The organism is Psychrobacter sp. AOP3-A1-26 (assembly GCF_052378235.1).
In the GTDB taxonomy this organism is placed as follows: Bacteria; Pseudomonadota; Gammaproteobacteria; order Pseudomonadales; family Moraxellaceae; genus Psychrobacter.
Map to the genome: position 1 here is coordinate 1 of NZ_JBQSXN010000042.1, position 26571 is coordinate 26571.

25 protein-coding genes are annotated in these 26571 nt (G+C 44.4%); 8 read left to right on the forward strand and 17 right to left on the reverse strand.

Going from position 1 to position 26571, the window contains the following annotated elements; all coding sequences use genetic code 11:
- The first annotated feature begins 72 nt into the window (after window positions 1-72).
- Genes ACT3TU_RS08375 through ACT3TU_RS08390 form a run of 4 tightly spaced genes read left to right on the forward strand, consistent with a single transcriptional unit; the run spans window position 73 to window position 2038 of the window.
- A complete protein-coding gene (locus ACT3TU_RS08375; RefSeq protein WP_192529244.1) occupies window positions 73-495 on the forward strand; it encodes a tetratricopeptide repeat protein in 423 nt (140 codons plus the stop codon).
- Between the two features lie 26 nt (window positions 496-521).
- On the forward strand, window positions 522-662 hold the full coding sequence (locus ACT3TU_RS08380) for a hypothetical protein (protein ID WP_192529243.1): 141 nt from the start codon (window positions 522-524) through the stop codon (window positions 660-662).
- Complete coding sequence (locus ACT3TU_RS08385) at window positions 655-1587, forward strand: DMT family transporter (protein WP_192529242.1); 933 nt, start codon at window positions 655-657, stop codon at window positions 1585-1587. Before ACT3TU_RS08380 ends, ACT3TU_RS08385 begins: the two co-directional genes overlap by 8 nt.
- A gap of 22 nt (window positions 1588-1609) precedes the next feature.
- Window positions 1610-2038, forward strand: a complete 429-nt coding sequence (locus ACT3TU_RS08390; protein ID WP_192529241.1) for a PaaI family thioesterase — start codon at window positions 1610-1612, stop codon at window positions 2036-2038.
- A gap of 55 nt (window positions 2039-2093) precedes the next feature.
- Here the strand turns inward: ACT3TU_RS08390 and copM are convergent, their stop codons facing one another.
- The 3 genes from copM to ACT3TU_RS08405 form a co-directional block, all read right to left on the reverse strand.
- Complete coding sequence (gene copM, locus ACT3TU_RS08395) at window positions 2094-2858, reverse strand: CopM family metallochaperone (protein WP_192529240.1); 765 nt, start codon at window positions 2856-2858, stop codon at window positions 2094-2096.
- Window positions 2859-2975: 117 nt separating this feature from the next.
- Window positions 2976-3461 carry a DUF305 domain-containing protein gene (locus ACT3TU_RS08400; protein ID WP_192523165.1) on the reverse strand — a complete coding sequence of 162 codons (486 nt, stop codon included), beginning with the start codon at window positions 3459-3461 and terminating at the stop codon, window positions 2976-2978.
- Between the two features lie 41 nt (window positions 3462-3502).
- Window positions 3503-4147 (reverse strand): DUF411 domain-containing protein, encoded by a 645-nt coding sequence (locus tag ACT3TU_RS08405; protein ID WP_192523164.1) that lies wholly within the window; start codon window positions 4145-4147, stop codon window positions 3503-3505.
- Between the two features lie 211 nt (window positions 4148-4358).
- Here ACT3TU_RS08405 and ACT3TU_RS08410 point away from each other — a divergent pair, with 211 nt between their 5' ends.
- Complete coding sequence (locus ACT3TU_RS08410) at window positions 4359-5090, forward strand: heavy metal response regulator transcription factor (RefSeq protein ID WP_192523163.1); 732 nt, start codon at window positions 4359-4361, stop codon at window positions 5088-5090.
- A 1-nt stretch (window position 5091) separates the two neighbouring features.
- Window positions 5092-6597, forward strand: coding sequence for an ATP-binding protein (locus ACT3TU_RS08415; protein ID WP_192523162.1), 1506 nt, complete (start codon window positions 5092-5094; stop codon window positions 6595-6597).
- Between the two features lie 17 nt (window positions 6598-6614).
- On the opposite strand, the gene ACT3TU_RS08420 is transcribed toward ACT3TU_RS08415, so the two are convergent.
- The gene (locus ACT3TU_RS08420) at window positions 6615-7334 is read right to left on the reverse strand and encodes a hypothetical protein (RefSeq protein WP_192523161.1); all 720 of its coding nucleotides are present in this window, start codon (window positions 7332-7334) and stop codon (window positions 6615-6617) included.
- 306 nt (window positions 7335-7640) lie between these two features.
- Between ACT3TU_RS08420 and ACT3TU_RS08425 the strand changes: the two genes are divergently transcribed.
- Window positions 7641-8120, forward strand: a complete 480-nt coding sequence (locus ACT3TU_RS08425; protein WP_192523160.1) for a hemerythrin domain-containing protein — start codon at window positions 7641-7643, stop codon at window positions 8118-8120.
- Between the two features lie 62 nt (window positions 8121-8182).
- On the opposite strand, the gene modB is transcribed toward ACT3TU_RS08425, so the two are convergent.
- The 13 genes from modB to ACT3TU_RS08490 form a co-directional block, all read right to left on the reverse strand.
- Window positions 8183-8884, reverse strand: a complete 702-nt coding sequence (modB, locus tag ACT3TU_RS08430) for a molybdate ABC transporter permease subunit (protein WP_192523159.1) — start codon at window positions 8882-8884, stop codon at window positions 8183-8185.
- 333 nt (window positions 8885-9217) lie between these two features.
- Window positions 9218-10150, reverse strand: a complete 933-nt coding sequence (gene modA / locus ACT3TU_RS08435; RefSeq protein ID WP_192529239.1) for a molybdate ABC transporter substrate-binding protein — start codon at window positions 10148-10150, stop codon at window positions 9218-9220.
- A gap of 274 nt (window positions 10151-10424) precedes the next feature.
- On the reverse strand, window positions 10425-10916 hold the full coding sequence (locus ACT3TU_RS08440; RefSeq protein ID WP_192523157.1) for a molybdenum cofactor biosynthesis protein MoaE: 492 nt from the start codon (window positions 10914-10916) through the stop codon (window positions 10425-10427).
- Between the two features lie 64 nt (window positions 10917-10980).
- On the reverse strand, window positions 10981-11259 hold the full coding sequence (locus ACT3TU_RS08445; protein WP_192523156.1) for a MoaD/ThiS family protein: 279 nt from the start codon (window positions 11257-11259) through the stop codon (window positions 10981-10983).
- A gap of 104 nt (window positions 11260-11363) precedes the next feature.
- On the reverse strand, window positions 11364-11894 hold the full coding sequence (gene moaB, locus ACT3TU_RS08450) for a molybdenum cofactor biosynthesis protein B (protein ID WP_192523155.1): 531 nt from the start codon (window positions 11892-11894) through the stop codon (window positions 11364-11366).
- A gap of 142 nt (window positions 11895-12036) precedes the next feature.
- Window positions 12037-13146, reverse strand: coding sequence for a GTP 3',8-cyclase MoaA (moaA, locus tag ACT3TU_RS08455; protein WP_192523154.1), 1110 nt, complete (start codon window positions 13144-13146; stop codon window positions 12037-12039).
- Window positions 13147-13397: 251 nt separating this feature from the next.
- The gene (locus ACT3TU_RS08460) at window positions 13398-14693 is read right to left on the reverse strand and encodes a molybdopterin molybdotransferase MoeA (RefSeq protein ID WP_192529238.1); all 1296 of its coding nucleotides are present in this window, start codon (window positions 14691-14693) and stop codon (window positions 13398-13400) included.
- A 143-nt stretch (window positions 14694-14836) separates the two neighbouring features.
- Window positions 14837-15895 (reverse strand): peptidylprolyl isomerase, encoded by a 1059-nt coding sequence (locus tag ACT3TU_RS08465; protein WP_192523152.1) that lies wholly within the window; start codon window positions 15893-15895, stop codon window positions 14837-14839.
- A gap of 103 nt (window positions 15896-15998) precedes the next feature.
- Entirely contained in the window at window positions 15999-16724 is a 726-nt protein-coding gene (gene narI, locus ACT3TU_RS08470) for a respiratory nitrate reductase subunit gamma (RefSeq protein WP_192523151.1), read from the reverse strand.
- 14 nt (window positions 16725-16738) lie between these two features.
- A complete protein-coding gene (gene narJ, locus ACT3TU_RS08475) occupies window positions 16739-17539 on the reverse strand; it encodes a nitrate reductase molybdenum cofactor assembly chaperone (protein WP_413038374.1) in 801 nt (266 codons plus the stop codon).
- A 49-nt stretch (window positions 17540-17588) separates the two neighbouring features.
- Window positions 17589-19127, reverse strand: coding sequence for a nitrate reductase subunit beta (gene narH, locus ACT3TU_RS08480; RefSeq protein WP_192523149.1), 1539 nt, complete (start codon window positions 19125-19127; stop codon window positions 17589-17591).
- A 92-nt stretch (window positions 19128-19219) separates the two neighbouring features.
- Window positions 19220-22978: a nitrate reductase subunit alpha gene (locus ACT3TU_RS08485; protein ID WP_192523148.1), complete on the reverse strand. Its 3759-nt coding sequence runs from the start codon at window positions 22976-22978 to the stop codon at window positions 19220-19222.
- A gap of 353 nt (window positions 22979-23331) precedes the next feature.
- Window positions 23332-24711, reverse strand: a complete 1380-nt coding sequence (locus ACT3TU_RS08490) for a NarK family nitrate/nitrite MFS transporter (protein ID WP_192523147.1) — start codon at window positions 24709-24711, stop codon at window positions 23332-23334.
- A 399-nt stretch (window positions 24712-25110) separates the two neighbouring features.
- Between ACT3TU_RS08490 and ACT3TU_RS08495 the strand changes: the two genes are divergently transcribed.
- A partial coding sequence (locus ACT3TU_RS08495) for a type IV pili methyl-accepting chemotaxis transducer N-terminal domain-containing protein (RefSeq protein WP_444784276.1) occupies window positions 25111-26571 on the forward strand: 1461 nt, incomplete at its 3' end.

The following is a 26571-nucleotide window of genomic DNA, read 5'->3' on the forward strand; positions in this document are numbered from 1 at the left end:
AAAATTAATACTGACAGCTAGGCATGATAAGCTTGCTCAGATGTCATGTCCTAACTAAAAATAGAGAAAATAATGATTAATACCAAGATATATAAAGCAATTTATACCTTAGCTGAAGATTTACTCGAAGCCGACCGTAGAGGCAACCAAGAAGCATTCGATGCACTTTATGCTGAGCTAAAAGCCATCTGTACTGATAATGAAAACACCGATAAAGACCATCCAGAGCAGTGGGAAACGCTCGCAGACTTCACCGAGGATTTGGATGAGGCATTAGTCATTTATGATAAAGCACAAGCAAAAGCCACCGCGATGAATTCGAAAGATCATATGTCATCGATTGCCTTTTCGATGGCGGTCTTACAGCTGGAAATGGGTGAAAAAGACACCGCGATTAACAGTCTGCAAAATGCCAAAATTACGGCCAATAAGATTGAAGACAAAGAGTTTAAGGTTGAGATAGACGAGCTGCTTGCTAAACTGTTGGCTGAATAATCTCAATTAGGTAGGAGTCAATCTCTATGCAAGATGTCCCTGTTGTAATTGCTGGTGGTGATTTAAGTGGCTTGTATGCAGCTACGGCAGTACAAGGTTTGGCTGATTTGCCATCGATATTGTTATCGTCATCGAAATTTTCACCCAATAGGATTATCGATGACTGACACTGACGCGCCAAAACAGCAGCTATCTCGGCAACAGAGCACGTGGCTTATCCCGTTCGCGTGCCTGCTTGTTGGCGGAAGTTTGACTGGTATCTCTACCAATTTGGCAAAGTATGCTGGCGAGATAGGTATTACCGCACTGGCTTTTCTCTTTTGGTCTATAACGGGCGCAGGGATTATTTTATTGGTCGTTGCCTTTATTAAACAAGAGCTACCACCTTTAAATGCACGTAGCTTTGAGTATTATTTTGTCGCCGCGCTCATTAGTGTTGCTGGTTCCAATTTTCTGTTGTTCTCAGCCATTCCGCATGTTGGCGCAGGTTTCGTCGCCCTTATTATTTCGCTACCGCCATTGCTGACGTATCTTGGTGCCTTAACGCTACGCATGGAGCGATTTAATATTATCCGTGCTTTGGGCGTGGCCGCTGCGCTTATTGGGGCAGGGGTATTGGCAGCGCGTAAATTTTCAGCACCAGATGCCAGTATTTTTTGGATTTTGATAGCGCTTTGCGGGCCCGTGCTGCTGGCTATTGGTAATATATATCGCACATTGCGCTGGCCTAATAAGGCTTCTCCTAGTGCACTCGCACCAGGTATGCTGCTTGCCGCTTCGCTATTATTGCTTACACTTGGTATGCTGCCTAATTTCTCAGTCACTATGCCGCTTGAAGGGCTGACCTTGGGTCTAATTGCCGTACAGTCAGGCGTATTTGCGGGGCAGTTTTCATTGTTATTTCTACTACAAAAGACGGGCGGTCCCGTATTATTGAGTTTATTAGGCTCAGTCGGTGCAGTGGTTGGTGTGCCAGTCGCTATTTTTTTACAAGGGGAAGCGCCACCCGAAGGTCTGTTTTTAGGTGCTTCACTGATAGCCTTGGGCGTTGGCCTAGTAACGTGGGGTGGAGTAAAAATGAAAGCTATCTGAGTTTTTTTTAAAAGGAGGGTATATGTCTGCCACTAAAGAAGAAATTATCGCCTTTATGGCGTTAGAGTTTCCACAGAATAAATACGTAATCGAGGCAGTGGATGATAATGGTGCGACTCTATCGCACGATATTGGTGTCGATGAATTGCGTCCTGGTGGCACCGTTTCTGGGCCTGTGATGATGAGTATCGCTGATGTAGCCCTCTATGTGGCGATACTTAGCAAGATTGGCATTGTTCCATTGACAGTGACGACGAGCTTAAATATTAATTTTCTACGTAAACCCTCAGCAGAAGCACGTATTATCGCTGACTGCACGCTGATGAAAGTCGGACGCACGCTTATCGTTGGCGAGGTTTCTCTATATTCAGAAGGCTCGAGCGATTTGGTGGCACATGTTGTCGGTACGTATTCTGTGCCGCCAAGTTCTGTACCACCCAAATCTTGCTAAGTTGTCTAAGTTATTTTTGTTAAAACCTGCTTGCTAAATCATACTCAAAACATAGTTAGCCTTTATTTGCATTAATCCAGCTTTGCATTTGCTCAATCTCTGGCTGCTGTGCGTCGATAATCTCTTGCGCCAGCTTAAGCATTTCAGGATTTTTACCATATTTAAGCTGAGTTTCTGCCATATCTACTGCACCAACATGGTGCGGAAGCATACCACGAGCAAAGGCCATATCTGGTACTGGGTCTGCGATACCTGCCATCATCTCGCCGTGCATCGCATCCATTCCATCGGCATAGGCTTGTTGCATCGCCGCCGTATCAGCCGTTGGTTCTGCCGCGTCAGGGTTATTAGCGAGCCAGTCTTTCATCTGCTCAATCTCAGATTTCTGGGCATCAATGATTTCTTGAGCCAGCTTGCGCATTTCATCGTCTGTGCCGTATTTTAGCTCAATCTCTGCCATATCTACTGCACCGATATGATGACCAAGCATGCCTTGAGCAAATGCCGCATCAGGGTCGTTATAGTCCATGCCAACCATCATCTCATCGTGCATGGTGGTCATAGAGTCGGTATAGTCTTTGTGCATATCAGTCATTGGCTCGTCATCCATTGCCATACCATCTGCACTCATGTCATGCTCAGTGTGTGGGTCAACAGTGTTAGTGTCATTTGCAGTGGTTTCAACGGTGGTGACGCCTTCTGCGGCAGGGTCGACAGTATCGTTAGCATTGTCATTGGTTGGCTGACAGGCACTTAGTAATAGTGCGGCACTGACACTAGCGGCCAGAATGGAAAAGCCTGATTTGTAATGAGTTTTCATGGTATATCCTTAATTATAATTGCTTCAATCGCTTTATTCGTTTGAAAGCCTTTGTCTAAAAGTGACTGTTTATAAATCTATAACTTATAAATCTATAACCGCTTATAAGTTAAAAACTTACTTTAATTCTTCGATCAGCGCTTGCATCTCACCAATTTCACGCTTTTGCGCTTCAATAATATCATCCGCCAGTTGTCGCACTCGGGGGTCTTCGATATCTGCTCTTGAGCTGGTCAAAATAGCAATGGAATGATGCGGTATCATCGCTTGCATCCAATCGACTTGATCGACGGTTGCTTGGGATCTAACGCCCCAAATGCCAACGGCAAACATCACCACACTTAGCCCATAAACCAGTAAATTCAGCTTAGTCTTTTTATACATGTTACTCATAAATGCCAGCATAATGACTGCCATACCAGCGCCCATGTACAGCGCCATATAAGCTCTGGTTTCACTAAAATAAACGTGATCCCACTGGTAGGTATTGAAATACATCATGATGTACATCACAACAGTAGAGGTCAAAATCATCAGAGTGAACTTAATATAAGGGTTCATGCTTTCTTTATGATTCATCTCTTGTTGATCAGAGTTATTCATAGGGTTGCCTCTATAAATGGGTTCAATATCGATAATACAAATTATAATTGCTGTTGAACAGAGCTGATATCCGCGTAGACTTCACTTGTACCGTCTTTATTAAGCTGCATAATCTGATACGGGTCAAACTTATTTTGATATTCCATACCTGGGCTACCCATAGGCATGCCCGGTACCGCAAGTCCAAGCGCTTGTACGGGCGGATTTTCCAAAAACTGCGCCACATATTTCGCTGGTACGTGACCTTCGAAGACGTAACCATCGGTGGTGACCGCAGTATGGCAAGAGCGCATGTCATTTGGCACGCCGTAACGCTCTTTGAATAATGCCAAATCTGCAACATCGTGCGCCGTGGTGCTTAGACCGTTATCTTCTGCATGGCTGATCCAATCTTTACAGCAGCCGCAGTTGGCATCTTTATAAACAGTTGCTGAGACGTTTTTTAGTAGGTCTGGATTGCTGGCAGGCGTTGTCATTAGTGCTGCATTTGTAGCGTTTGGATTAGTAGTGTTAGACGTTGCAACGGTAGAACTTTCAACTTTTGAGACATTAGGCTCAGAGGCGCTAGTGTTGGCTTGACCGCAAGCAAACAGTGATGAGGCGGCAAATAATATAAGTGTACTGCGCAATAGCTTAGAAGGCTGGCTATTAGACATAGGGCTAGTCTCAGTTTTAAAGGTTTTCATAAAGCTCACTCATGTGTTTTCTACAGCAACTAATAGTATCGTTAATACATTAAGATAACGAACAGCTTAATACAACGACTCTGACAACAACATGACGCGAAGATGACAATTTTGTCATGTTGCAGTCTTAGCATAGGAATATTGCTAGCAATCCTCTATCATTCCCCTATTATTGATAGTATTAACCCAACCCATTAGTGTCGCGCCTGCTATGAAAATATTATTGGTCGAAGATGAATTATCGCTTGGTGATTATATAAAAAAAGGTCTGAGTGAAGCGGGCTTTATGGTTGAGCATCAAACCACGGGGCTGAGCGGCTACCATGCGTTAATGAGCGAAGATTTTAATGTCGTGGTCATGGATGTGATGTTGCCAGATATCAGTGGTTTTGAATTGGTACGCAATTACCGCGCTGCTGGCAAGCACACGCCAATCTTATTTTTAACTGCCAAAGATGACTTAAGTGATCGTATCAAAGGTATTGAGCTTGGCGGTGATGACTATCTTACCAAGCCTTTTGCCTTTGCCGAGCTGTTGGTGAGAATAAAAAGCTTACTACGCCGTGCCAATCAGGCAGATTATAGTAGTAACCTTTTACAAATTGCCGATTTAACGATGGACATTGCCAAACGCAGCGTACACAGAGATGAGCAGCCGATTAAACTCACCGCCAAAGAGTTTTTATTATTACAGTTTTTACTTGAGCGCCAAGGTGAAGTACTACCGCGCTCGGTCATCGCCTCACAAGTTTGGGATATAAATTTTGATAGCGATACCAACGTCATTGATGTAGCGATTCGACGGTTAAGAATTAAGATCGATGATGATTATAAAGTAAAGCTGATACATACCGTACGCGGGATGGGCTATCGCTTAGATGTGATAGAAAGCAGCGTCGATTTAGCTCAGCCTAGCCTATACCAGCCGATAGACGGCCAATAATATGACACCCATTATCACAGACGGCCGCTTATCGCTGTTATGGCGGACGCTATTGTTGCTGACGCTCTGCGTCGTCATTATTCAAATCTGCCTGTATCTCTGGATTCAGCGTTCGGTAAACAGTCATTTTGAGCAAATGGACTCAGAGATTTTAACCCATGCTGCGTTTAATCTACGTCAGCAAATGACTGATCGCTTGCTCGACGATGAGAGGGCAGCATCAGCCTTTAATCAATCCACACCTGCACCGCAACCACCCAACGCTGGACTGGACTACGGGGTAAAAACCCTTATCACTGACAGTCAGGGAAAAGTCATCACCAGCAATCCCAACGTTTTTATAAGCGAGCTGGGTAATAAGCGTGTAAAAGCGTTATGGCAGCAATACCATGACCAGCCGTTTGATTTAAAAATGAATCATCGTCACTATCGCGCTATTGTGATTAAACATTCTGAACGCTTGGCGCTTATTGCCTTACCGATTGATGTTCATCATCAGTATCTGCTACATTTTAACCGTCAGCTTATTTTTATACTCATCGCCATTACCTTTATTTTAGTTTCTGTCGCAGCCTTTAGTGTGCATTTAGGCTTTGCTCCGCTGGCGACCATCAGACAAAAGATGACCCGTATCAATGCCGAACAACTTGACGATCGTATCATTGTCAGCGAGATGCCCAGTGAGCTACGCGCGCTTGCTGACGCTTATAACGCTATGATGGACAAACTTGAGCATAATTTTGAGTCTTTATCGCGATTCTCAGATGATATTGCTCATGAGCTGCGTACGCCGCTTGCCACCTTAAGTACCCAAACCCAAGTAATGTTGAGTAAGCCGAGAGAGCGCAGCGAATATGTTGAGCAGCTGCATGATCAGCATGACACACTCGAGCAGTTATCGAGCTTGATTAACAATATGCTGCTATTGGCAAAGACGCAAAAAGGACTGCATAGTTCTCAGCTCAGTGATGTTGATATCGACTCTCTTGTGATTAAGTTGATGGCTTATTATGAATTCATGGCGGAAGATCGCGGTATTTATTTTGAGAAAATTGGCGTATTTAATACCGTATTGGGCGATGACAGCTTATTGCAACGGCTGTTTTCTAATTTGATATCAAATGCCGTTTATTACGCGGCAAGCGATAGTGTGATTGTTATCGAAGCTGCATCTATCAAGGCTGACACCCTTACTTATAATAGCGCTCATAGCACTACCACTGACAGTACTGATGGAAAAAGCAGGCAAGCTGAGTCCTCAAAGCTGTCTTCTTTAAAACAGTCTTCTTTAAAAGTAACCATCAGCAATCAGTTGGATTCGCCATTGACTCAAAGCGAAGCAGATAAGCTGTTTGAGCGCTTTTATCGCCATGATAAAACCAATACCTTTCATTCAGGCACTGGCTTGGGGTTATCTATCGTAAAAGCCATCGTCGATGCTCACAACGGTAAAATGAGCATCGCTATCAAAGATGAGTATTGCTTTCAAGTCAGCGTCGAGTTGTGATATCGCCATTTAATAAGTTATTGGCTGGTAAAAACCATTTTTCTATTGCCATTATTACTCGGCTGGCTGATGGTCACTTTGCTGCTTAAAATATTACCTTTAGCGTTGATTTTATAGCATTCTTCTGATGAGCCAGCGGGGTCGTTATCGAGCAATAGATTGGCTGATGTTCCGATACAGAACCACGCAGTATTGTTGCTGTCTCGCTGCAAAGACCAGCCTTGGTTATAGGTGCCTATTTTTTTAGCCATACTGCTATCGCTATAAGTGTTTTCAGTGAGTAGTTTACTAGAGTCGCCAATGGTCGCCATCTTCGGTATCGTCGTGGTTTGCGTGGCTAACGAATACTCGCCTGAGCTGTCGGTAAAGCCGTAAAACATCAGTGGATTTTTGGTAAAGTAATTGATAGCCACTGACTGACCGGTGATTTGATTGTTTAATTTATTGATGGTGTTTATTTCGGCACCTTGTACCTTTTTATTATTGAACACCATTGGCCCTTTGGGTGTGACTTTAATTTCTGCAGATACATTTTGACCGTCTATAGTGCCCACCAGCTTTTGACTGCGCTCCTTGGTGTAAATATTCAGCATCGCTGCTTCAACAGGGTATTGAGTGACTGTATTGTTAGAGCCATTATTAGAACCGTTGTTAGTAGCGCCATTTTGATTGGCATTACCAGTAGCACAAGCACTTAAACTCAGTCCTGCTAATATACATAAACTTAGTGTTTTCATTATTAAATTCCTCAATTTTATTAAAAATATCGTCAAAAGCTTACTATAATTGAATTTATTGAGAATGACATCTACCCAGTATCCTAGACCCTGATATCATTACAGGACTATAACAACCAGTAATTTTTTAGCACGGCCTAATCGATGAAATGCTCACCCATCATGTCGATTAAGACGGTAGGGTGGTCATTGACGCCACGGCTGGTTTATGAAGGGCTAGCTTGTTAAATGTAGTATTTGCACTGGTTTTCTTTGTATCGCTTTAAAGTGAATCGACTATAACTAAATACAATGAGGTAATTAATTATGAAACGCGCCAATCAATTACAGCCATTATCCCGTCAACATCACCTCGGGTTAAATCTATCGCGTCATGCTAAGGAATGCATAGATGAGCCAGCAGAAATCAGCAAGCATTGGTTGAATATAACGGGTTACCTTAAAGAGATGGAGCATCACTTTCGGATTGAAGATAACTTAATCGTTGATGCGTTACGGCCTTATCAAGACTCTAAACCCGAAGTAGCCTCAGTACTTAATACCCTTGATGAGCAGCATAAAGCACTACATGCCCTGATGGAAGAAGGTGAAAGCTCAGAGTCGTCTCAAAGCAACCCTATCACGGTTACCCAAGTCAGGGAACTGGCCACATTGCTATACGATCATATTCGTTTTGAGGAACGCGAGCTGTTTCCCATCGTTGAGAGCTGTCTGACAGAAGCAGAGTTGGACACTATTTATGAGGCCAGCCCAGACAGCATTAAACGCTCAGACGAGAATCGCTAAGCAGTTTCGTGAATAAGGCGTGTCATTGAATTGACTGGGTATTATTTAGGCTGAGCTTGTGTTTATGGGTTGTGGCTGGATTTATTAAAGCTAGCAATCAGTGCCACCATGACCATGCCCATAATGATGAGAATGACAGACATCATATGAGCTGCCTCATAATTAAGCGCTTCTACTTGCTCATAGATAGCAATCGAGACGACCTTGGTCTCACCTGAAATACTACCGCCAATCATCAGTACTACACCAAATTCACCAATGGTATGGGCAAAGCTGATTAAGCTACCAAGGATAATGCCGATACGTGCTTGCGGTAGTGCCACTCGTAGAAAGCGTCTTAGACGGTTGGGTTCTAGTAGGCTTGCCACTTCCATGACGCTGGCTGGGATGCGTGAAAATTGTGCGTAGACAGGCTGCACGTAAAAAGGCAGCGAGTAGATAATAGAGCCGATGACCAGTCCCTCAAAGGTAAAGGTAAAGGCACTGATGTTGTATTGAGCGAGCCATTTACCAATACCGAAATTTGGGCTGAGCAGTAATAATAAATAAAACCCAATGACAGTAGGCGGCAAGACAAGTGGCATGGCAATCACGCCCATAAGCAGTATTTTGATGCGACCAACGATATTACCGCGACTGGGTTTGGCCAACCAATAAGCCAATGGCGTGCCAAGTAACAATAAGCATAGGGTAGTGATAGCAGCAAGCTTGATACTGACCCATACTGGCAGCAGCATATCTAAAATAAGGGATTGAGATATCATAGCGTTATTGTTTATCTACCTCTTATTTAATGCGTTACTGATAGGGCGTTATTTATAAGGCATCGCTCATAGTGTCATGCTATTTACTCTACTTAGCATCATACTATAGTGAGTTCAGTATAAAAGCGATACAGCGGGACTGGAATGAATTTTTTGCAGCCTCTGTCTGCGCAGGCACAGCACGCCAGAAAAATTTATACCAGTTCCGCATCAAAATATAATGTATCTGTTTTATTTGGAATCGACTATATAGAGGCGCGCTGACAACGACAGCTCAAACTTCATTGTCAACGCGCCCCATTTATAAATGACAGCTTATAAGTAACAGCGGTGCTATTTAACGGCTAAATAACCAGCTTCAGAGAAATAGGCTTGCCCTGCAGGAGAGCGCAGATAGTCAGCAAAATCTTCAGCGCTAGCGACATCAGTAATGACCATGCCGTCCTGTAAAATAGCAGGATAAGACTCTGGCGGTAAGATATAAAACTGCTCAGGCGTCGCTTTGATGGCAGTGACTTGCGAATGGGCGACAAACCCATAATCGACACTGCCAGTATGCGCATACTGGAACGCTTGACCGATATTTTCGGCCTGAATGATGCGTTTTTGTGCGGTTAAGGAATCATAGAGGTCTTGTGATTGGAGATAGGTTTTTGCAGACTCGCCGTATGGAGCAAGATCAGGGTTGGCAATGGTTATCTTGGTTTTGTCATCGCTGTTAAACAAATCGGTCAAAGTGGTCTGATTTAACCCATCGACTGGTTTGGTTGCACTATAGATGGATAACTGACCTTGGGTGTAAGTAAAGGGCGTACGATTAGCCTCACCTTTGAACATCTCCTCGGCTAACTGAGCAGGGTAGGATTGGTTGGCAGCCAAGAATACATCGTAAGGTGCACCTGAAGTGATTTGAGAATAGAGTTTACCTGAGGAGGCGAAAGTAACTTCAATCTCTTGATCTGGCAGATTTCTATCCGCTTTATAACCCTCGATAATCTCCGGCAACACATCTGATAAGTTGGCCGCCGCGGCAATACGGATATTTTCAGCTGGCTGTGTGGTTTGCGGTGCATCATTAGCAGCTGCTTGTGTCTCATCAGTGCTGGCTTCTTTACTACAGGCGCTTAGGGCCAATGCTAAACAAGCAGACGCGCCTAGTGTCACGATAGATTTTGATACTTTTAAATCTGATGCTTTTAAATAAGGTGATACGTCAGATAAATGGTTGGCTGGTTTATGACGATTATTTGATTGCTCTGCTTGCATACTCTATACTCTCAATTCAAAATAAAAAACAAAAGTTAGTAAAAATACATTATCTTTTTATAGTAAACAGCTTCATAGTTGACTGGCAGTTTTTCGCCAATCAACAATACGTTTGGCTGATCTTATTGTGTGCTGAAATGAAGGTTTTTTACTTAACAGGCCTGCTGTGCCTACACAGACAGAGGCTGAAAAAAATATATCAGCAGTACCGTAGCGTTTTTTAAGATATTTTAATTTTAGTTGTTATTCCACCATCTTTCTTAACCATTGTTACTTAGCCATTATTACTTAGCCATTTAGAAGAATCGTCTTGGTAGTATTCTTGCTTCCAGACAGGAATATCCGCCTTAATAGTATCCAATATCCAGCGACAGGCATCGAAAGCAGGGTAGCGATGCGATGAAACGACCCCAACCCAAATGGCCACATCACCAATCTCTAAAGCACCAATACGATGGATAGCAATTGCGTGGGTAATCTCAAAACGTTGCTTGGCTTCTTTGATAATGGCACGGCCTTGATTGATTGCTAAGTCTTCATAACCATAATAGGTTAAGCGATTTACATTACTGGCATTATTATGGTTGCGTACGCGCCCCTCGAAGCAGACAAACGCCCCGCAGCTATCATCATCAAGGGTTTTTTTGAGTCGATTTTCGTCGATGTCAGTATCTAGCAGCGCAAAGCCATCACGTTCAGCGATTGAGTAAGCCTCATCGATGCTGCGCTTAATATTCATCGATTGTCCGTGTACATTGTCTGTCATTTATTTTCTCAAACTATTATTTTAACAAGCGTTGCGATGATATGGATGAAACGTCCAAGCTATATTAACCACCTGCGACTGGGGTAATAAAAACCACGCTATCGCCGTCATGAATCTCATCCGTCCATTTGGCAAAGTAGTCATTCACTGCTACACGCAGCTCAGATTGCGGACGACTAAAGCGATGTTTTTGGCTCAGCTGTTCATACAACTCAGTCAGTGAAGTCGTTTGTTTAACTTCAACTTTTTCATCATGACAGTTGGCTTCATCAGCCAAGCTGGCGAAGTATAAAACAGTGATATTCATCGTGGCATCTGTATGGTTCTCTACTACAGTACTCATAGATAACTCCGTTATTGGTTCATAATCGACACTTTATGCACGAGGCATTGCCGTCGCTATCTTTTGAAGGCAAGAGGCCGTTATTGGCGACTCATCATTTGCGACTAACCATGGCTTGGGTTGATCTGCATAAAGTGCGGTACAAAATTACAGGGACGTGTGCGGCTATCGAACTGCTCTTTTAGGATGCCTTCCCAGCCCGTACGGCAAGCACCAGATGAGCCGGGTAAGCAAAATATACCCGTACCATTTGCCATTCCTGCAACCGCACGCGATTGAACCGTTGACATACCGATATCATCTTTGGAGATTAAGCGGAACATTTCACCGAATCCATCAATTGATTTGTCAAACAATACATTGACGGCTTCTGGCATGCTATCTCTAATATAAAAGCCCGTACCGCCGGTGGTGATAACCGCGTGAACATTGGGGTCTGCAATCCAGCCGCTAATCACCGCTCTAATTTTGTAGATATCATCGATAATTAGCTGACGGTCTGCCAGTTGATGACCTGACTCTATTAATTGATCGACCAAATACTGCCCCGAGGTATCTTCTGCGAGCGTACGGCTATCAGAAACGGTTAAGATGGCAATATTAAGCGGGATAAATGCTGCAGCAGGTTTGGACATGGATGTTCCTTAATGGCTATTGTTTCAATAATTAGGGTGTTAAATATAGTTTTTTTCAAATACAGCTATCTTTAAAATGTGACAGTTTTTAAAATCTCGCAATATTTTTTTACGCTAAAATCTCGAGTCTAAACGCAGTGGCCTAGCCACCAATCATCGACAAGTTATTCATCATGCCACTATTAGAATCATGGAGGTGATGGTGTTCAGGCTTGATTGGCATAAAGCTGTGTAAGGTATTGACCAGCCCTGCGACATCGTCTTGCTGCAAATGCTTTCGAATGTCGTAGTTGCCTTGGTCAAATAAACACAGATGCACCTTGCCTTGGCTACTGACGCGCAGGCGATTACAGCTGTCACAGAAATGTGCGGCATAAGGGGCAATCATACCGATACGGCCTTGATAATCAGGGTGGCTGTATTCTATCGCTGGGCCATCGGTACTGCCGCGCTCGTGTGTTTGCCAGCCATTTTCTAGCAAATAATTGGTAATCATATCGGACTGGGCGTGCTGCGCAAAAAACAAATCGCTGTTGTCACTGGTCTGCATAAATTCAATAAACCGATAGGTGACCGCTCTGTTTTTGACATAGTCGATGGCATTTATGAGGTTTTCAAAGCCAGTTTCCGCCATTAAGATGCTGTTTATTTTTAGCTTAATATCGGTGGTTTCTAATAACAGATCCATATCCGCCAGCAGTTGCGGCAACATATTAAAGCCAGTCATTTTATGAAAAGTGGCCGCATCAAAGCTGTCCATACTAATATTGATTTGGTTAAGCCCAGCTGCTTGCCAATCGGCTAAGTGCTTGCCAAGCTTATAGCCATTACTGGTCATGGCAACGGTTTCTATACCTTCGGTGTTTTTAATGATCTTAATAATTTCGACCACATCACGGCGTATTGAAGGTTCGCCACCAGTAATCCGTACCTTTTTTGTCCCTACTTGGGCAAACCCACGGATTAAAGTAGCGATTTCAGTGACACTCAGCTCATTTTGTGGTGGTTTGCCTTGATAGCCATTTGGCAAGCAATACTCACAGCGAAAATTACAGAAGTCAGTAATCGATAGCCGTAGATAGGTGAGACGTCGTGCGAAACCATCTGTTAATGGTTGCGAGAGCGTAGCAGGGGAATGAGTAGACGAGATAGTGACTTTCGATGGGGCGTCGTTGTGCCCATCAAAAATAGCGGGTGCAGTGGTAGGCGAATACAGTTGTGCATTGCCTACGGTGGGGACAAGATGGTTCATAGATGATTACCATTAATATTGATTATAGTGTGTACTTTTAGGCGTTGCCTCAGGTTGTGAGTGGGAGGTTTTATATTAGTATTATGACAGTTTATCAGCAAATAATCATTAACCCTAACGCTGCTATAACCTACTACCAAAGTAGTATTGAGCTGACTTAGAGATGATTCAGTAAAATTAGGGTTGATTCAGTAAAAGAAGCTACTGGATAAGCGCTTGCTAATAACCATGATTATTAATTAAAACAGATATTAGTGGTAAAACCAAGGGAATGGTTGAACGTGTACTTTGTCACCAGCTGATAAACTGCTAGTGTCTTGAGCCAATACCATCAAGCAATTGGCCTGGCTAAGCTGTTTGATACGGTGCGACTGCTGCTTATTAAAGCTTTCGACGTAAAAGCCACCTAACTTATCTTGTGACAAAACGCCTCTCTGAAAATCCGTACGCCCTGCTGATTTTTTAACCTCATTCGTAAGCGTGGCGGTGATTGTCAACGATACCGGTTGCTCTTGTGTCGCAGCGCCTGTCATTTGCCACAAGGCGGGCAGCACAAATTGTAGCGTACCAACGACAGTGGATAGTGGGTTGCCTGGTAGGCCAAAATATAATACGGGCTTGGTAAGGTTTTGAGTCAACTCACCAAATACAAAAGGTTTACCCGGTTTCATCGCCACTTTATAGTGATTGATTTTGCCAAGTTGGTCAATGGCGGTGGTTAAAAAATCATAGTCACCAACCGATACGCCAGCAGTAGAAATAACCACATCACAGGCTTGCATCGCTTCGGTTACCGCGGCAGTGGTCTTGTCTAAGTCATCAGCGATGATGCCATAATCGCGAATGTCTATCGGCAAATCAGCCAATAGGGTTTTAAGGGTTGGGGTATTAGAGTTATAGATTTGCGCCACGCTGTCAAGTGTATGGCCAATTGCCACCAGCTCATCACCAGTCGCTAGCAAACCAACGATTAACGGCTGATAAACATCAACTCTATCAAACCCTAAGTTCGCCAGTAAGCTAATATCAGTAGGATTGAGTCGCTTACCTTGGCGTAAAACCACTTCACCCGCTTCGATTTCTTCGCCTTTTTTACGAATATTATTATCACATTTGGCGGTTTGACTCAGGCTGATGGAGTAAGGTTGTGATTTATCAAGGGTGTCTTTTATCGCGGCAAAATTGGTATTTTCTTGCATGATAACGGTATCACAGCCATCAGGTACGATAGCACCGGTAAAGACGCGAATCCCTTGTCCTGACTTGATGTCGCCAGTGTAAGCGCTGCCTGCCTGTGACTCACCGATGATAGTGATGGTCGAGTCTGCTGACAGTACGCTACTTCTAGCAATCGCATAACCATCCATCGCCGACAGATTCTGCCTCGGTATAGCAAATGGCGAGATAATATCTTTTGCCAAAATTTGATTGCGACTGGCTAATAAATCGTAGCTATCGATTTGTCTGTTATGCAGCGGATAGTCGTTGTGATGATAAGCTGCTATACGTTGTTTTATGGCAGATTTGAGCGCTTCAACTGTAATCATAGTTCTGTACCCATAATTTTGTACTCATATCTCTGTACTCATAGTTCTGTACTCATTTTATTCGTATTAAGTATTAGGGCGTACCCTCGTAGGAGTTGAGGGCAAACCTAGTAATAAGAAGCAAGTGATTAACAGTTGACTGATTATCCGCGAAACACGTTTTCTTGCTCAAGCATCATCTCGATACCCTCGATATCTGCTTCATTGGCTAAAGTAAACAGGTAATCGCATAATGACTGATGAAAGGCTTGCTGGCTTAGTTTGTTGTGGATAGCAGGGCTGACTTGCTCATAAATCATTTGTATCCCAGGTTCTTTGCTCAGCACCTCAACGACATGAAAACCATAGCGGCTTTCGATAGGGCTTGGCGCCAGTCCTTTATCTAACTTAAATAACGTGCTTTCAAACTCTGGCACCGTTTGTCCTTTGTTAATAATGCCCAATTCACCGCCTTGTTCTTTTGATGGGCAAGCAGAGTGCTGGCGTGCCAATTGGATGAATTCTGCATCGCGGTTGCTGTTATTTTTGATTTGTTCAATAAACTCGTAAGCGGTTTTTTTGAGTTTTAATCGCTCGTCGCCATCTTCTGGCAAACACGCCAACAATATATGACGCACATTCATAATTGGATCGGTCATATAATCTGTGATGTTTTGTTGGTAATAACGCTCACACGTTGCCATATCAGGCATCGTCGCTTGGACGTTTTTATCTATCAATCTCGAGATGGCTTGTTCTTCATCGTCTATCCATGCTGTCTCACCAAGGCTTGGCTCATCCAATACGGCGAGTCTGAGTAATTCGCGTACCACCAGTGCCTGAGTCGCATAAAACACCGCATCTTCTTTGTTTTCTGCTGGGTGGTATTGCAGCTCTTGGGCAATGTTGGTTCTGTCGATCATCACCCCATTCACCGTGACCGAAGGCAATTCATCACGGCTAGAAGCGATTAGGTTGTTGTGATTGCTGCGCTCTTCTTCCATGGCTTTTTCAATGAATTCTTGATCAGAATGTGGTTTTTGCAGATCCGTCATGGTTGGCATAAGATGCACGATGTCATCACCGTGGTCGTGGCTGTGTTCATGGTTGTGGTCATGATCATTCGCCATGTTGTTAGCATCAGTCTGACTGCCACTATGAACGTGACCGTTTACATTATTGTTAGTCGCATGGTCGGCTGGATTATAGGTACTGACAGTCATGGCTTTTGCTCCACTATGTATTTTTTGATAGACGTTTGAATAGGTAGGGCGTGTTGATTAAATGTGCTCATTGATGACACGCCCTACATACTGCTTTATAAACTTACTGAGATTTCTTTTGTCTCACAATTTGATAGCGACGACCGAAATACCAAATGGGCGCACTAATAATATGAATGAGCCGTGTGAACGGAAATATCGCAATTAGAGTGATACCTAGCGCCATATGTAGCTGATAAATCAAGTCAGTTTGCTCGATACGCGCTGCTGCTTGCCAAGGTCTTAAGACGGTGATGTCTTGTGCCCAGCCAGCTAAATTCATCATCGTCAAGCCATCCAAATGCTGCATGGAGGTAAAGATTGACGCGAGACCGAGGTTGAGCTGGATAAATAACAGCACAAGGACGAGCTTGTCTGAAAACGACGAGGTATTGGAAATACGATCATCCGTAAAACGCCGCCACATCAGCATCACAAGACCGAACCAACAGAACACCCCTGCAATGCCACCAACGACTACGGCTAAAATCTGCTTATGGCCCGCGCTGATAAATCGGTCATAGAGAAAGTGCGGCGTCAGCATCCCAAATAAATGCCCTAGCAATACCACAATGATGCCTACGTGGAATAAGTTGCTGGCAAGACGCATGTTTTTGGTTCTTAGCATCTGCGTCGACCCGGTTTTCCATGAATACTGCGACAAGTCAAAACGTACCCAAGTACCAATGATAGCAATGGTCAATGCAATATACGGATAAACGCCAAAAAGGAATATTTGCAGCCAATTCAAATTGGCGATAGACGATACACTAGGATCTGCAATATTCATGTCATCTCTCCTTATTATTGTTTAACCGATGGGTTGGTTTTAAAGTCTACCCAATGCACAGGCGCATCGACGGCGTTTGGATTGGCTCTAACGCCCGCTTTTGCTGCCAGACTTTGGGTGCTGGTTTGTGATGGGCAGCGATCTTCTTGTTGCGCATCTAAGAACGTGACCACTTCTTCTTCCCATTCTTTGTCCAGTGCTTCAAAGGTGTCATCAGGTTTTTCTTTACTGATTTTTTCTTGATACTCTTCAATCATATCGAGCGGCTTACCGGCAATTTGCAGGAGTGCATTGAAGCAGCCTTGATAGAGACTGCCGCGATCCTCTAACCTAGCAGCAAGCAAGGCGATGATATGGCTGACATCGGCAATATCCATACGAATCTGAATATCATCTTCGATAACCGTAGCTTGATAGGCTAAGAACTCGAGATATAAAGGCAAAAAATCCGGCAGCTCTTTAACGCTAATCTCAAAACCAGCTTCTTGATATTGACCCATCAAATCGACCATGGCTTGACCACGATCACGCGACTCGCCATGGACATGCTCAAACAACCACAGCGATAAAGAACGACCGCGCTCAAACAGACCGTCATAGCGCGCCTGTGCTTCAAGAGAGCCAGTATCAATTAAGTCTTCGATCAACTCGATAATTTGCGCCCGCACGGCTGGGCTAATTAGCGTCGATGTTGCGACAATCTCTGTACAATCAGCAAGCGTATCGCCCGTAAATAGCTCATTGCTTGGATAGTCTATGAGCAGGCTTAATACCTTGAGTAGCTTTAGGTCTGAAGCACCAATAACCGACGGCATAATAGGGTCATTCACAGAACGGTCGGTATGATATTGAGTAGTTTGCATCTTATGACTCCCACTTTTGGACGGTATCGATGAAATCACGACGGTTGGCTTTGCGTTGACCGAACATACTGTTGTCAGAATGTCCTGAACAGCCTTCACCAAAGGTAAAGCCACAGCCGTTACGCTCAGCGAATGCATCACTCAACGCTTCTTCGCGGTGCGCCGTTGGAATAACAAAACGATCTTCATAGTTAGCAATCGCCAGATAGCGATACATCTCTTCAACTTGCAGCTTAGTCAAACCAACATCGTCTAAGATGCTTTGAATTTCTTGCTTTTCGACCAGTTGCATACGTTTGTAGCTACGCATAGCAAGTAGACGTTTTAATGCAAGACGAACAGGCTCTTCATCACCTGCGGTTAGTAGATTGGCCAAATAACGTAGCGGAATACGTAAGCTGTCGACATCTGGAATCAAACCGTCCATACCGACTTGGCCCGCTTCAGCAGCGTTTTGAATCGGTGATAATGGCGGCACATACCAAACCATCGGTAGCGTACGGTATTCAGGGTGTAGTGGTAGCGCAAGCTTCCAGTCCACCGCCAGTTTATATACTGGTGAACGCTGGGCTGAGTCAATCACTGACTGCGGTACACCGTCTTTTAACGCTTGGGCAATCACCACAGGGTCATTAGGGTCTAAAAATAAATCTAATTGTGCTGGATAAATGTCTTTTTCATTGGGTGTACTAGCGGCCTCGGCGATTTTGTCCGCGTCATATAGCAAGACGCCTAAGTAGCGGATACGACCCACACAAGTCTCAGAACAAACCGTCGGTAGACCGGCTTCAATACGTGGATAACAGAAGATACATTTTTCAGATTTGCCTGATTTCCAGTTGTAATAAATCTTTTTATATGGACAACCTGAGATACACATGCGCCAGCCGCGACATTTTTCTTGGTCGATTAAGACAATACCGTCTTCCTCACGCTTGTAGATCGCGCCACTAGGACAAGCCGCGACGCAAGTTGGGTTCAAGCAATGCTCGCATAGGCGCGGCAAATACATCATGAAAGTGTTTTCGTACTCGCCGTAGATATCGGCTTGGATGTTGTCAAAGTTTTTATCTTTGCGACGTTTTTCAAATTCTGAGCCAAGGATTTCTTCCCAGTTAGGACCCCATTCAATCTTTTGCATGCGTTTGCCGGTGATGGCTGAGCGCGGGCGAGCGATTGGCTGGTGGTTGCTGATCGGCGCGGTATGTAGGTGCTGATAATCGAAATCAAATGGCTCATAATAGTCATCGATTTCTGGTAAGTCAGGGTTGGCAAAGATGTTTGCCAATACTCTGAATTTACCGCCGATGCGTGGATTAATCGTGCCATTGGCATTACGAATCCAGCCGCCTTTCCATTTAGTTTGGTTTTCCCACTCTTTGGGATAGCCAATACCGGGTTTTGATTCAACGTTGTTAAACCACGCATATTCCATGCCTTCACGGCTGGTCCAGACGTTTTTACAGGTGACTGAGCAGGTGTGGCAACCGATACATTTATCAAGGTTAAGCACCATGCCGACTTGCGAACGAATTTTCATGGATCTGTGCTCCAAATAGTGGTAAAAAAGCAGCTTTGGTTTCTTCAGAGATATCCTAAAATAAGGATATATTTTCGATAGAAGAAATGGCTTTATCCGTCAATGCTGGTAGGTAGTGGGCGAGGTAATTCGTTATCTGGCTTATCTTCTAGCCAGTCGATGTTTGACATCTTACGAATCACGACAAACTCATCGCGGTTACAACCGACGGTGCCATAGTAGTTAAAGCCGTAAGACTGCTGGGCATAGCTACCAATCATGTGGGTCGGTTTCAAAATCGTCCGAGTGACCGAGTTATGGATACCACCACGCGTACCGGTCTGCTCAGAACCTGGAATATTGACCAGTTTTTCTTGGGCGTGATACATCATGGTCATGCCTTCTTTGACACGCTGGCTGACGATGGCACGGGCGGTAATCGCTCCGTTAGCATTGAACAGCTCGATCCAGTCGTTATCGACGATACCGGCTTTTTGCGCATCGACTTCCGACATCCAAACACAAGGTCCGCCGCGGCTAAGGGTCAGCATGAGCAAGTTTTCAGAATAGGTACTGTGGATACCCCACTTTTGGTGCGGTGTTAAAAAGTTTAGTACAATCTCTTTATTACCATTTGGCTTGGCGTCTTTGAGCAGCTCAGTGGTCTTGGTATCGATTGGTGGGCGATACTGCTGCATTTGCTCGCCAAATGCCTGCATCCAAGGGTGATCTTGATAGAATTGTTGACGACCAGTCAGTGTGCGCCAAGGAATCAGCTCATGGACGTTGGTATAGCCGGCGTTATAGCTCACTTCGTCCGATTCGATACCAGACCACGTTGGGCTTGAGATGATTTTGCGTGGCTGGGCAACGATATCTTTGAAGCGGATTTTTTCATGCTCGCTAGACTTGGCCAGATGGGTGTGGTCGCGACCAGTAAATTCAGATAGTGCGGCCCAACCTTTTACCGCCACGTGACCATTGGTTTCAGGTGCGAGCATTAGAATCATCTCAGAAGCGTTGATAGCGGTAAAGATACGAGGACGACCTTCAGAGATACCCGGCTCGGTTACTCTATGGTTTAAATCACCCAGCTGTTTGACCTCTGTTTTCATATCCCAATTCAAGCCTTTTGAGCCATTGCCCAGTTCTTCTAGGGCAGGGCCAAGCGAGGTGAATTTGGCATAAGTATTGCCATAATCGCGTTCAATCACTTTAATCATTGGACAGTTTTTGCCCGGGACTGGTTTTTCACCGGCTGTTTTCCAGTCAGTGCCACCAAATGGTTGCGCCAACTCACCGGGGGTGTCATGTTGCATCGGTAAGGTGACGACGTCAGTTTCAATACCTAAATGACCTTTTGATACTTCTGAGAAGCTCTTGGCAATGCCTTTATATATCTCCCAATCCGATTTAGATTCCCAAGCAGGGTCGGTAGCGGCTGTTAATGGGTGAATAAACGGATGCATGTCTGAGGTATTCATGTCATCTTTTTCGTACCATGTTGCTGTTGGCAATACGATATCTGAATACAAACAGGTAGAAGACATACGGAAGTCTAAAGTGACAACCAAATCTAGCTTGCCAGTCGCGCCTTTTTCTATCCAATCAACTTCTTTTGGTTGCAAATGACCTTCTGAGTTTTCTTCATTGAGGAGACCATTTTTGGTGCCCAAGAAGTAATGCAGCATGTACTCGTGACCTTTACCTGATGAGCCCAATAGGTTTGAGCGCCAGATAAACATGTTGCGTGGGAAGTTCGCTGGGTTATCAGGGGATTCACAAGCAAAACGTAAGCTACCGTCTTCAAGAGAGTCGACGACATACTCTTCCACATCTTTGCCACTATCAGCGGCTTTGGCCGCGATAGTCAGTGGATTACGGTTGAGCTGAGGCGCAGAAGGCAGCCAGCCTGCACGTTCTGCTTGAATGTTATAGTCAAGCATATGCTCGGGGAAAAACTTCTTATCAACCAGTGGCGAGAGTATTTCATGGGCAGAAATAGTCTCATGACGCCATTGTGAGCTATGAGCATAAAAGAAGCTGGTACCCGCCATATGACGTGGCGGGCGATGCCAATCAAGCGCAAACGCTAAAGGTAACCAGCCCGTTTGTGGACGCAGTTTTTCTTGACCAACATAATGCGCCCAGCCGCCACCAGATTTACCGATACAGCCACACAGCATCAGCATGTTAATCACGCCGCGATAGTTCATATCGAGGTGATACCAGTGGTTCATACCCGCGCCGATGATAATCATCGATTTGCCATGGGTTTTATGGGCGTTTTCAGCGAACTCACGTGCCACTTGGATGACGCGCTCACGGCTCAAACCAGTGATGACTTCTTGCCATGCAGGGGTGCCGGGTACGGTCTCGTCATTGTAATCATCGGTGACATGCTCGCCGCCAACGCCATTATCTACGCCAAGATTGGCAACGGTTAAATCAAATACGGTAGCGACGATAGCGGTTGTGCCATCGGCAAGCGTAACCGTTTTACAAGGAACGGTCTTCTGTTGTATGGCTTCACCCGGCACCGAGGTAAAGTGCGGGTGCGACACATGCCCAAAGTAATCAAAACCGACTTGGCAAGTCTCATTACTGTCTTTTAGAGTCAGTGTCAGGTCAATATCGGCGCCAGTGGCACCATTTTTTTGTTCCAGATTCCATTTGCCTTTTTCGCCCCAACGATAACCGATAGAGCCAAGTGGAGAGACCAGCTCGCCATCACTATTTAGACCGATGGTTTTCCATTCTGGGTTGTTTTCTTGACCCAAGTCATCGATTAAATCAGAAGCACGCAGATATCGACCCGCATGGCGCGCGCCTTCTTCGCCTTCTAGCATTACTAAGACGGGTAAGTCGGTATAGCGCTTGGCATAATCTAAGAAATAATCACTTGGTTGCTTGAGGTAAAACTCTTTGATAATGACATGGCAGAATGCTTGTGCTACGGCGGCATCGGTACCCTGTTTAGGGTTCAGCCATAAGTCCGTTAGTTTAGAGACTTCAGCATAGTCAGGGGTGATAGAGACTGTCTTAGTACCTTTATAACGAACTTCGGTAAAGAAATGCGCATCAGGTGTACGCGTTTGTGGAACGTTTGAACCCCAAGCAATAATATAATCAGAGTTGTACCAATCGGCTGATTCAGGCACGTCGGTTTGTTCGCCCCAAACCATTGGCGAAGCAGGCGGTAAGTCACAATACCAATCATAAAACGATAAGCAAACACCGCCAATTAACGATAAATAACGACTACCAGCAGCGTAACTAACCATCGACATCGCAGGAATCGGTGAAAAACCAACGATACGGTCAGGACCAAAGGTTTTGGCGGTATAGACGTTACTGGCAGCGATGATTTCATTGACCTCAGCCCACGTCGAACGAATAAAACCACCCAAGCCTCGTTTAGATTTATACTGTTCAGCTTTAACAGGGTCTTGGACGATACTGCCCCAAGCATCGACTGGGTCAGGGTACTGAGCCTTGGCCTCACGCCATAACTTTAAAAGTGGCTTACGCACCTTAGGATATTTCACACGGTTGGCAGAGTACATGTACCAACTATAGCTTGCGCCACGAGGACAGCCGCGCGGTTCGTGGTTTGGTAGGTCGGGGCGGGTTTCAGGGTAGTCAGTTTGCTGCGTCTCCCACGTGACCAAGCCGTTTTTGACGTAGATTTTCCATGAGCAAGAGCCAGTACAGTTGACACCATGCGTTGAGCGCACGACTTTGTCATATTGCCAACGGCTACGATACACATTTTCCCAATCACGAGACTCATCGCGTGTCTCGCCATGCCCATCGGAGAATTCGTCCTGTTTACGTTTAAAAAAACGGAATTGGTCGAGTAAATGGCTCATTTCGCTATCCTCTGTATTATTGCCTAAGGTGTATCTAAAGCTGAGTGGCGCGGTACAAATAACCCTTTGCCCAAGCTGTAAATATTTTTCGATGGTGTCATTTTAATTACCCCACGGCGGTCTTACTATTAGCTAACATGAGCAGGGCACTACCACCTTAGTAGTAGCTATCAAAAATAAAATATCGTTAAAAACACCATTAAGAAAAGTTAAATAGCCTGCATCGATAAACTAAAAAACAGCAAACAGAAACTTGAATAAAAAAAGTGCTACTTACGCTGGTAAGTAGCACTATAAAGAGAGACGTTTTGGTTTAAGAATGGTGCTTAAAAGCCCGTTTTAATAGATTGCCCTTAGCAAGGAATTTCAGCATTAGCACGGCTGTAATACCACCAAGTCAAAACGATACAGAGGATATAAAAGATGATGAGCGCAATAAACGTACCATCAACGCCCAACCCTGAACCAAACATTTTGGGGATAAAGAACGCGCCGTATGCGGCGACCGCTGAGGTAAAGCCAACCACAGCTGCGGACTCTTTGCGAATCTCGACGAATAGTTCTTCTGTCCCTGCTTTTTGAGGCTGACGGCGATCGTGAAAGGTTCTAAAAATGACTGGTATCATGGTGAAAGTAGAGCCGTTACCGATACCGGTGGTGATGAATAACACCATAAAGGAGATAAAGTAGCCGACGAAGCTGCCCTCATGGGTTTCACTTGGTAAGAAGTACATCACTGCCAATACTGCTAATACCATTACTACATAGTTCCAAAAGGTAACTTTTGCGCCGCTGGTTTTGTCAGATATCCAGCCACCTAATGGGCGGAATAAAGCACCGACGAGAGGACCTAAGAATGCAACTTTGAGTGCATCAATGGCAGGAAATGAGTTTTTAATCAACATCGGGAACGCTGCTGAAAAGCCAATAAACGAGCCAAACGTCGCCATATAAAGAATACACATGATCCAGTTGTGTTTGCGTTTAAAGATAATCGATTGGTCTTTAAATGAGGCTTTAGCAGTGGCGATGTCATTCATGCCAAACCACGCCAATGCTGAGAAGAGCAGGATAAAAGGCACCCAAATAAAGCCGGCGTTTTGTAGATAAAACAATCTACCGCTGTCAGATATTTGTGCATCACCGCCCAAGCTACCAAACGCGGCAACCAAGATAATCATCGGTACCACGAACTGCATCACAGATACGCCAAGATTACCAAGACCTGCGTTTAGCCCCAGCGCCGTGCCTTGTTCAGCCTTTGGATAAAAGAATGAAATATTGGACATCGATGAGGCAAAGTTACCTCCACCGAAGCCACAAAGTAGGGCGATAATAGCAAATATTATAAATGGTGTATCAGGGTTTTGAACGGCAAATCCCATCCATAATGCTGGGATTAATAGAGATAATGTGGATATCGCTGTCCAACGTCGGCCACCAAAAATAGGCACCATAAAAGAATAGAAAATCCGTAGCGTCGCCCCTGATAGCCCTGGCAATGCCGCGAGCCAAAACAGCTGGCCGGCATCAAAAGCAAAACCAATTTCTGGTAAGCGTACGATGACCGCGCTCCATACCATCCATACCGCGAACGCTAATAGCAATGATGGTATCGATATCCATAAATTTCGACGAGCGACTTTTTTGCCGCCGCCTTCCCAAAACTCTTCTACTTCAGGACGCCAGTCAGTGATGAGCTTACCACCTTTGAAGTTGTAACGACTGCCCATGTTATTCCTCACTTAGTATCGGCTACGCTTAGTTATGATCAGTGTTTTCTTATGATTAAGCCGCCGTTTAAACTCGCGGTATACCGTAAAGCCCACTCATATTAATATTAATAAAAAAGGGCTACTGTGCCTGCTAGTCAGCGCTATGAATCACTTGATCTATCAAAAAATGATAACTCACGGTACTGCGTTATCATGAATATGAGTATTCATACATAGTGGTATACTGATGACTGAAGGGGGTAGGTTGCAGGCGGGTTTACAAATGAGGTATTTGTATTTAAGCTTCTTTATTTTCCAAACCCTATAGTTAAAACAACGGTCTTGAAAGTTACGGTCTTGAAAGTTATGAGCAGATGTTTTTAGAAACTGATTTTTGATGGGTGAGCGCTATTAGTTATGTCTAATCTACGAAAACAATCTTTGTCCCTGCACGCTTGGATCGCTATTATTACCATCGCTATCTTATGCTTTATGTCAGCGATAGGAAGTGGGGCATTGGCTTGGGTAGCACGCTCAGATGCTGAGGCGATTAATACCGCAGGCTCGATACGGATGGCAGCCTACCGTATCAATTTTCAGTTAGCGACTGACTTTTCTGATGACCATCCCGCGAGCTCAGTGTTAAACATTTACCAAGATAGCGTAAACAATACAGATGGTAAGCCGCTTCAAAAACAGGACAAACTGGACTTTTCTAATAAGTCCAAGCCTGAAAAGGTTGGGCTTCTTGTCGAAGACATGGAAGAACGACTTGAAGAGTTACAGCAGTATCAACTGACGAGTGCCAACAGGCATACCCGCATCAACAACCAGCTAAAACAGGTTCAGTCCCAATGGTCTCAGGATTTAAAACCTGCATTGTTGGCACAAGATAAGCAGATGTTTTATCGCGTTTCAGACAAGTATATTAAAGACGTAGATCGCTTTGTAGGCGAGCTACAGTATAGAAACGAGCAGCGTCAAATATGGCAGCAAAACCTACAAATACTCTCATTGATACTTACCCTCATTGTGATGTTGATTGGTATGCAAAGATTGCATCAAGCGGTGCTAACTCCTATCCAGCAGCTGATTAAAGCCAATAATCAATTTAAAAGAGGCAAATACCATACCCGAGTATCTATAACGGGCTATAGAGAGTTTGAGGTGCTCGGCAATTCTTTTAACGACATGGCAAGTACGATTGAGACCTATCAGCGCTCGCTTGAGAGTGAGGTGCAGATAAAGACCCAACATTTGGTAAAAGCCAATCATGTGCTGTCGTTGTTTTATGATTTTTCCAAAACCATTACCACCAATAAAGTCAGCTTATATCAGCTAGATAAGCTGGTAGCAGATTTCAGCAAAACCTTGCCACACTTAGAGTTTACGCTGTGCATACAGAATAAATATATTACCAATAAAAACGCCATCGTTCTGCATGGTGAAAGAATGAAAGAGCTGTGCAAAAAGCTCAATTGTGATAGCTGCGCCACCAAAAATGGTGAGTTCACAAAGTCTTATCCAATTACTCATCAACAAGAAGAGTTTGGTGAATTACGTGTCAGACCAAAGTCGACGCTAGTGATGAATCAGTCTTTTGCCACTAGTAACGTCCATAATGATACTGGTGATGGTGTGGCGCCATCACAGCGTATCAAGACCATAGAAACGGGAACAGACAGCATTTTTCCGTTTACCAGTGTTGAGTTAGATACCCAAAATGATGAATTAATCGTTGCGCTAACCAATTTAGTCAGCACCGCCTTGTCACTACGTAAGCAAAGACAGCAGGAACATCAACTTATCCTATTCGAAGAGCGTTCGACCATCGCTCGAGAACTGCATGATTCTTTGGCACAGTCGTTGTCCTATTTA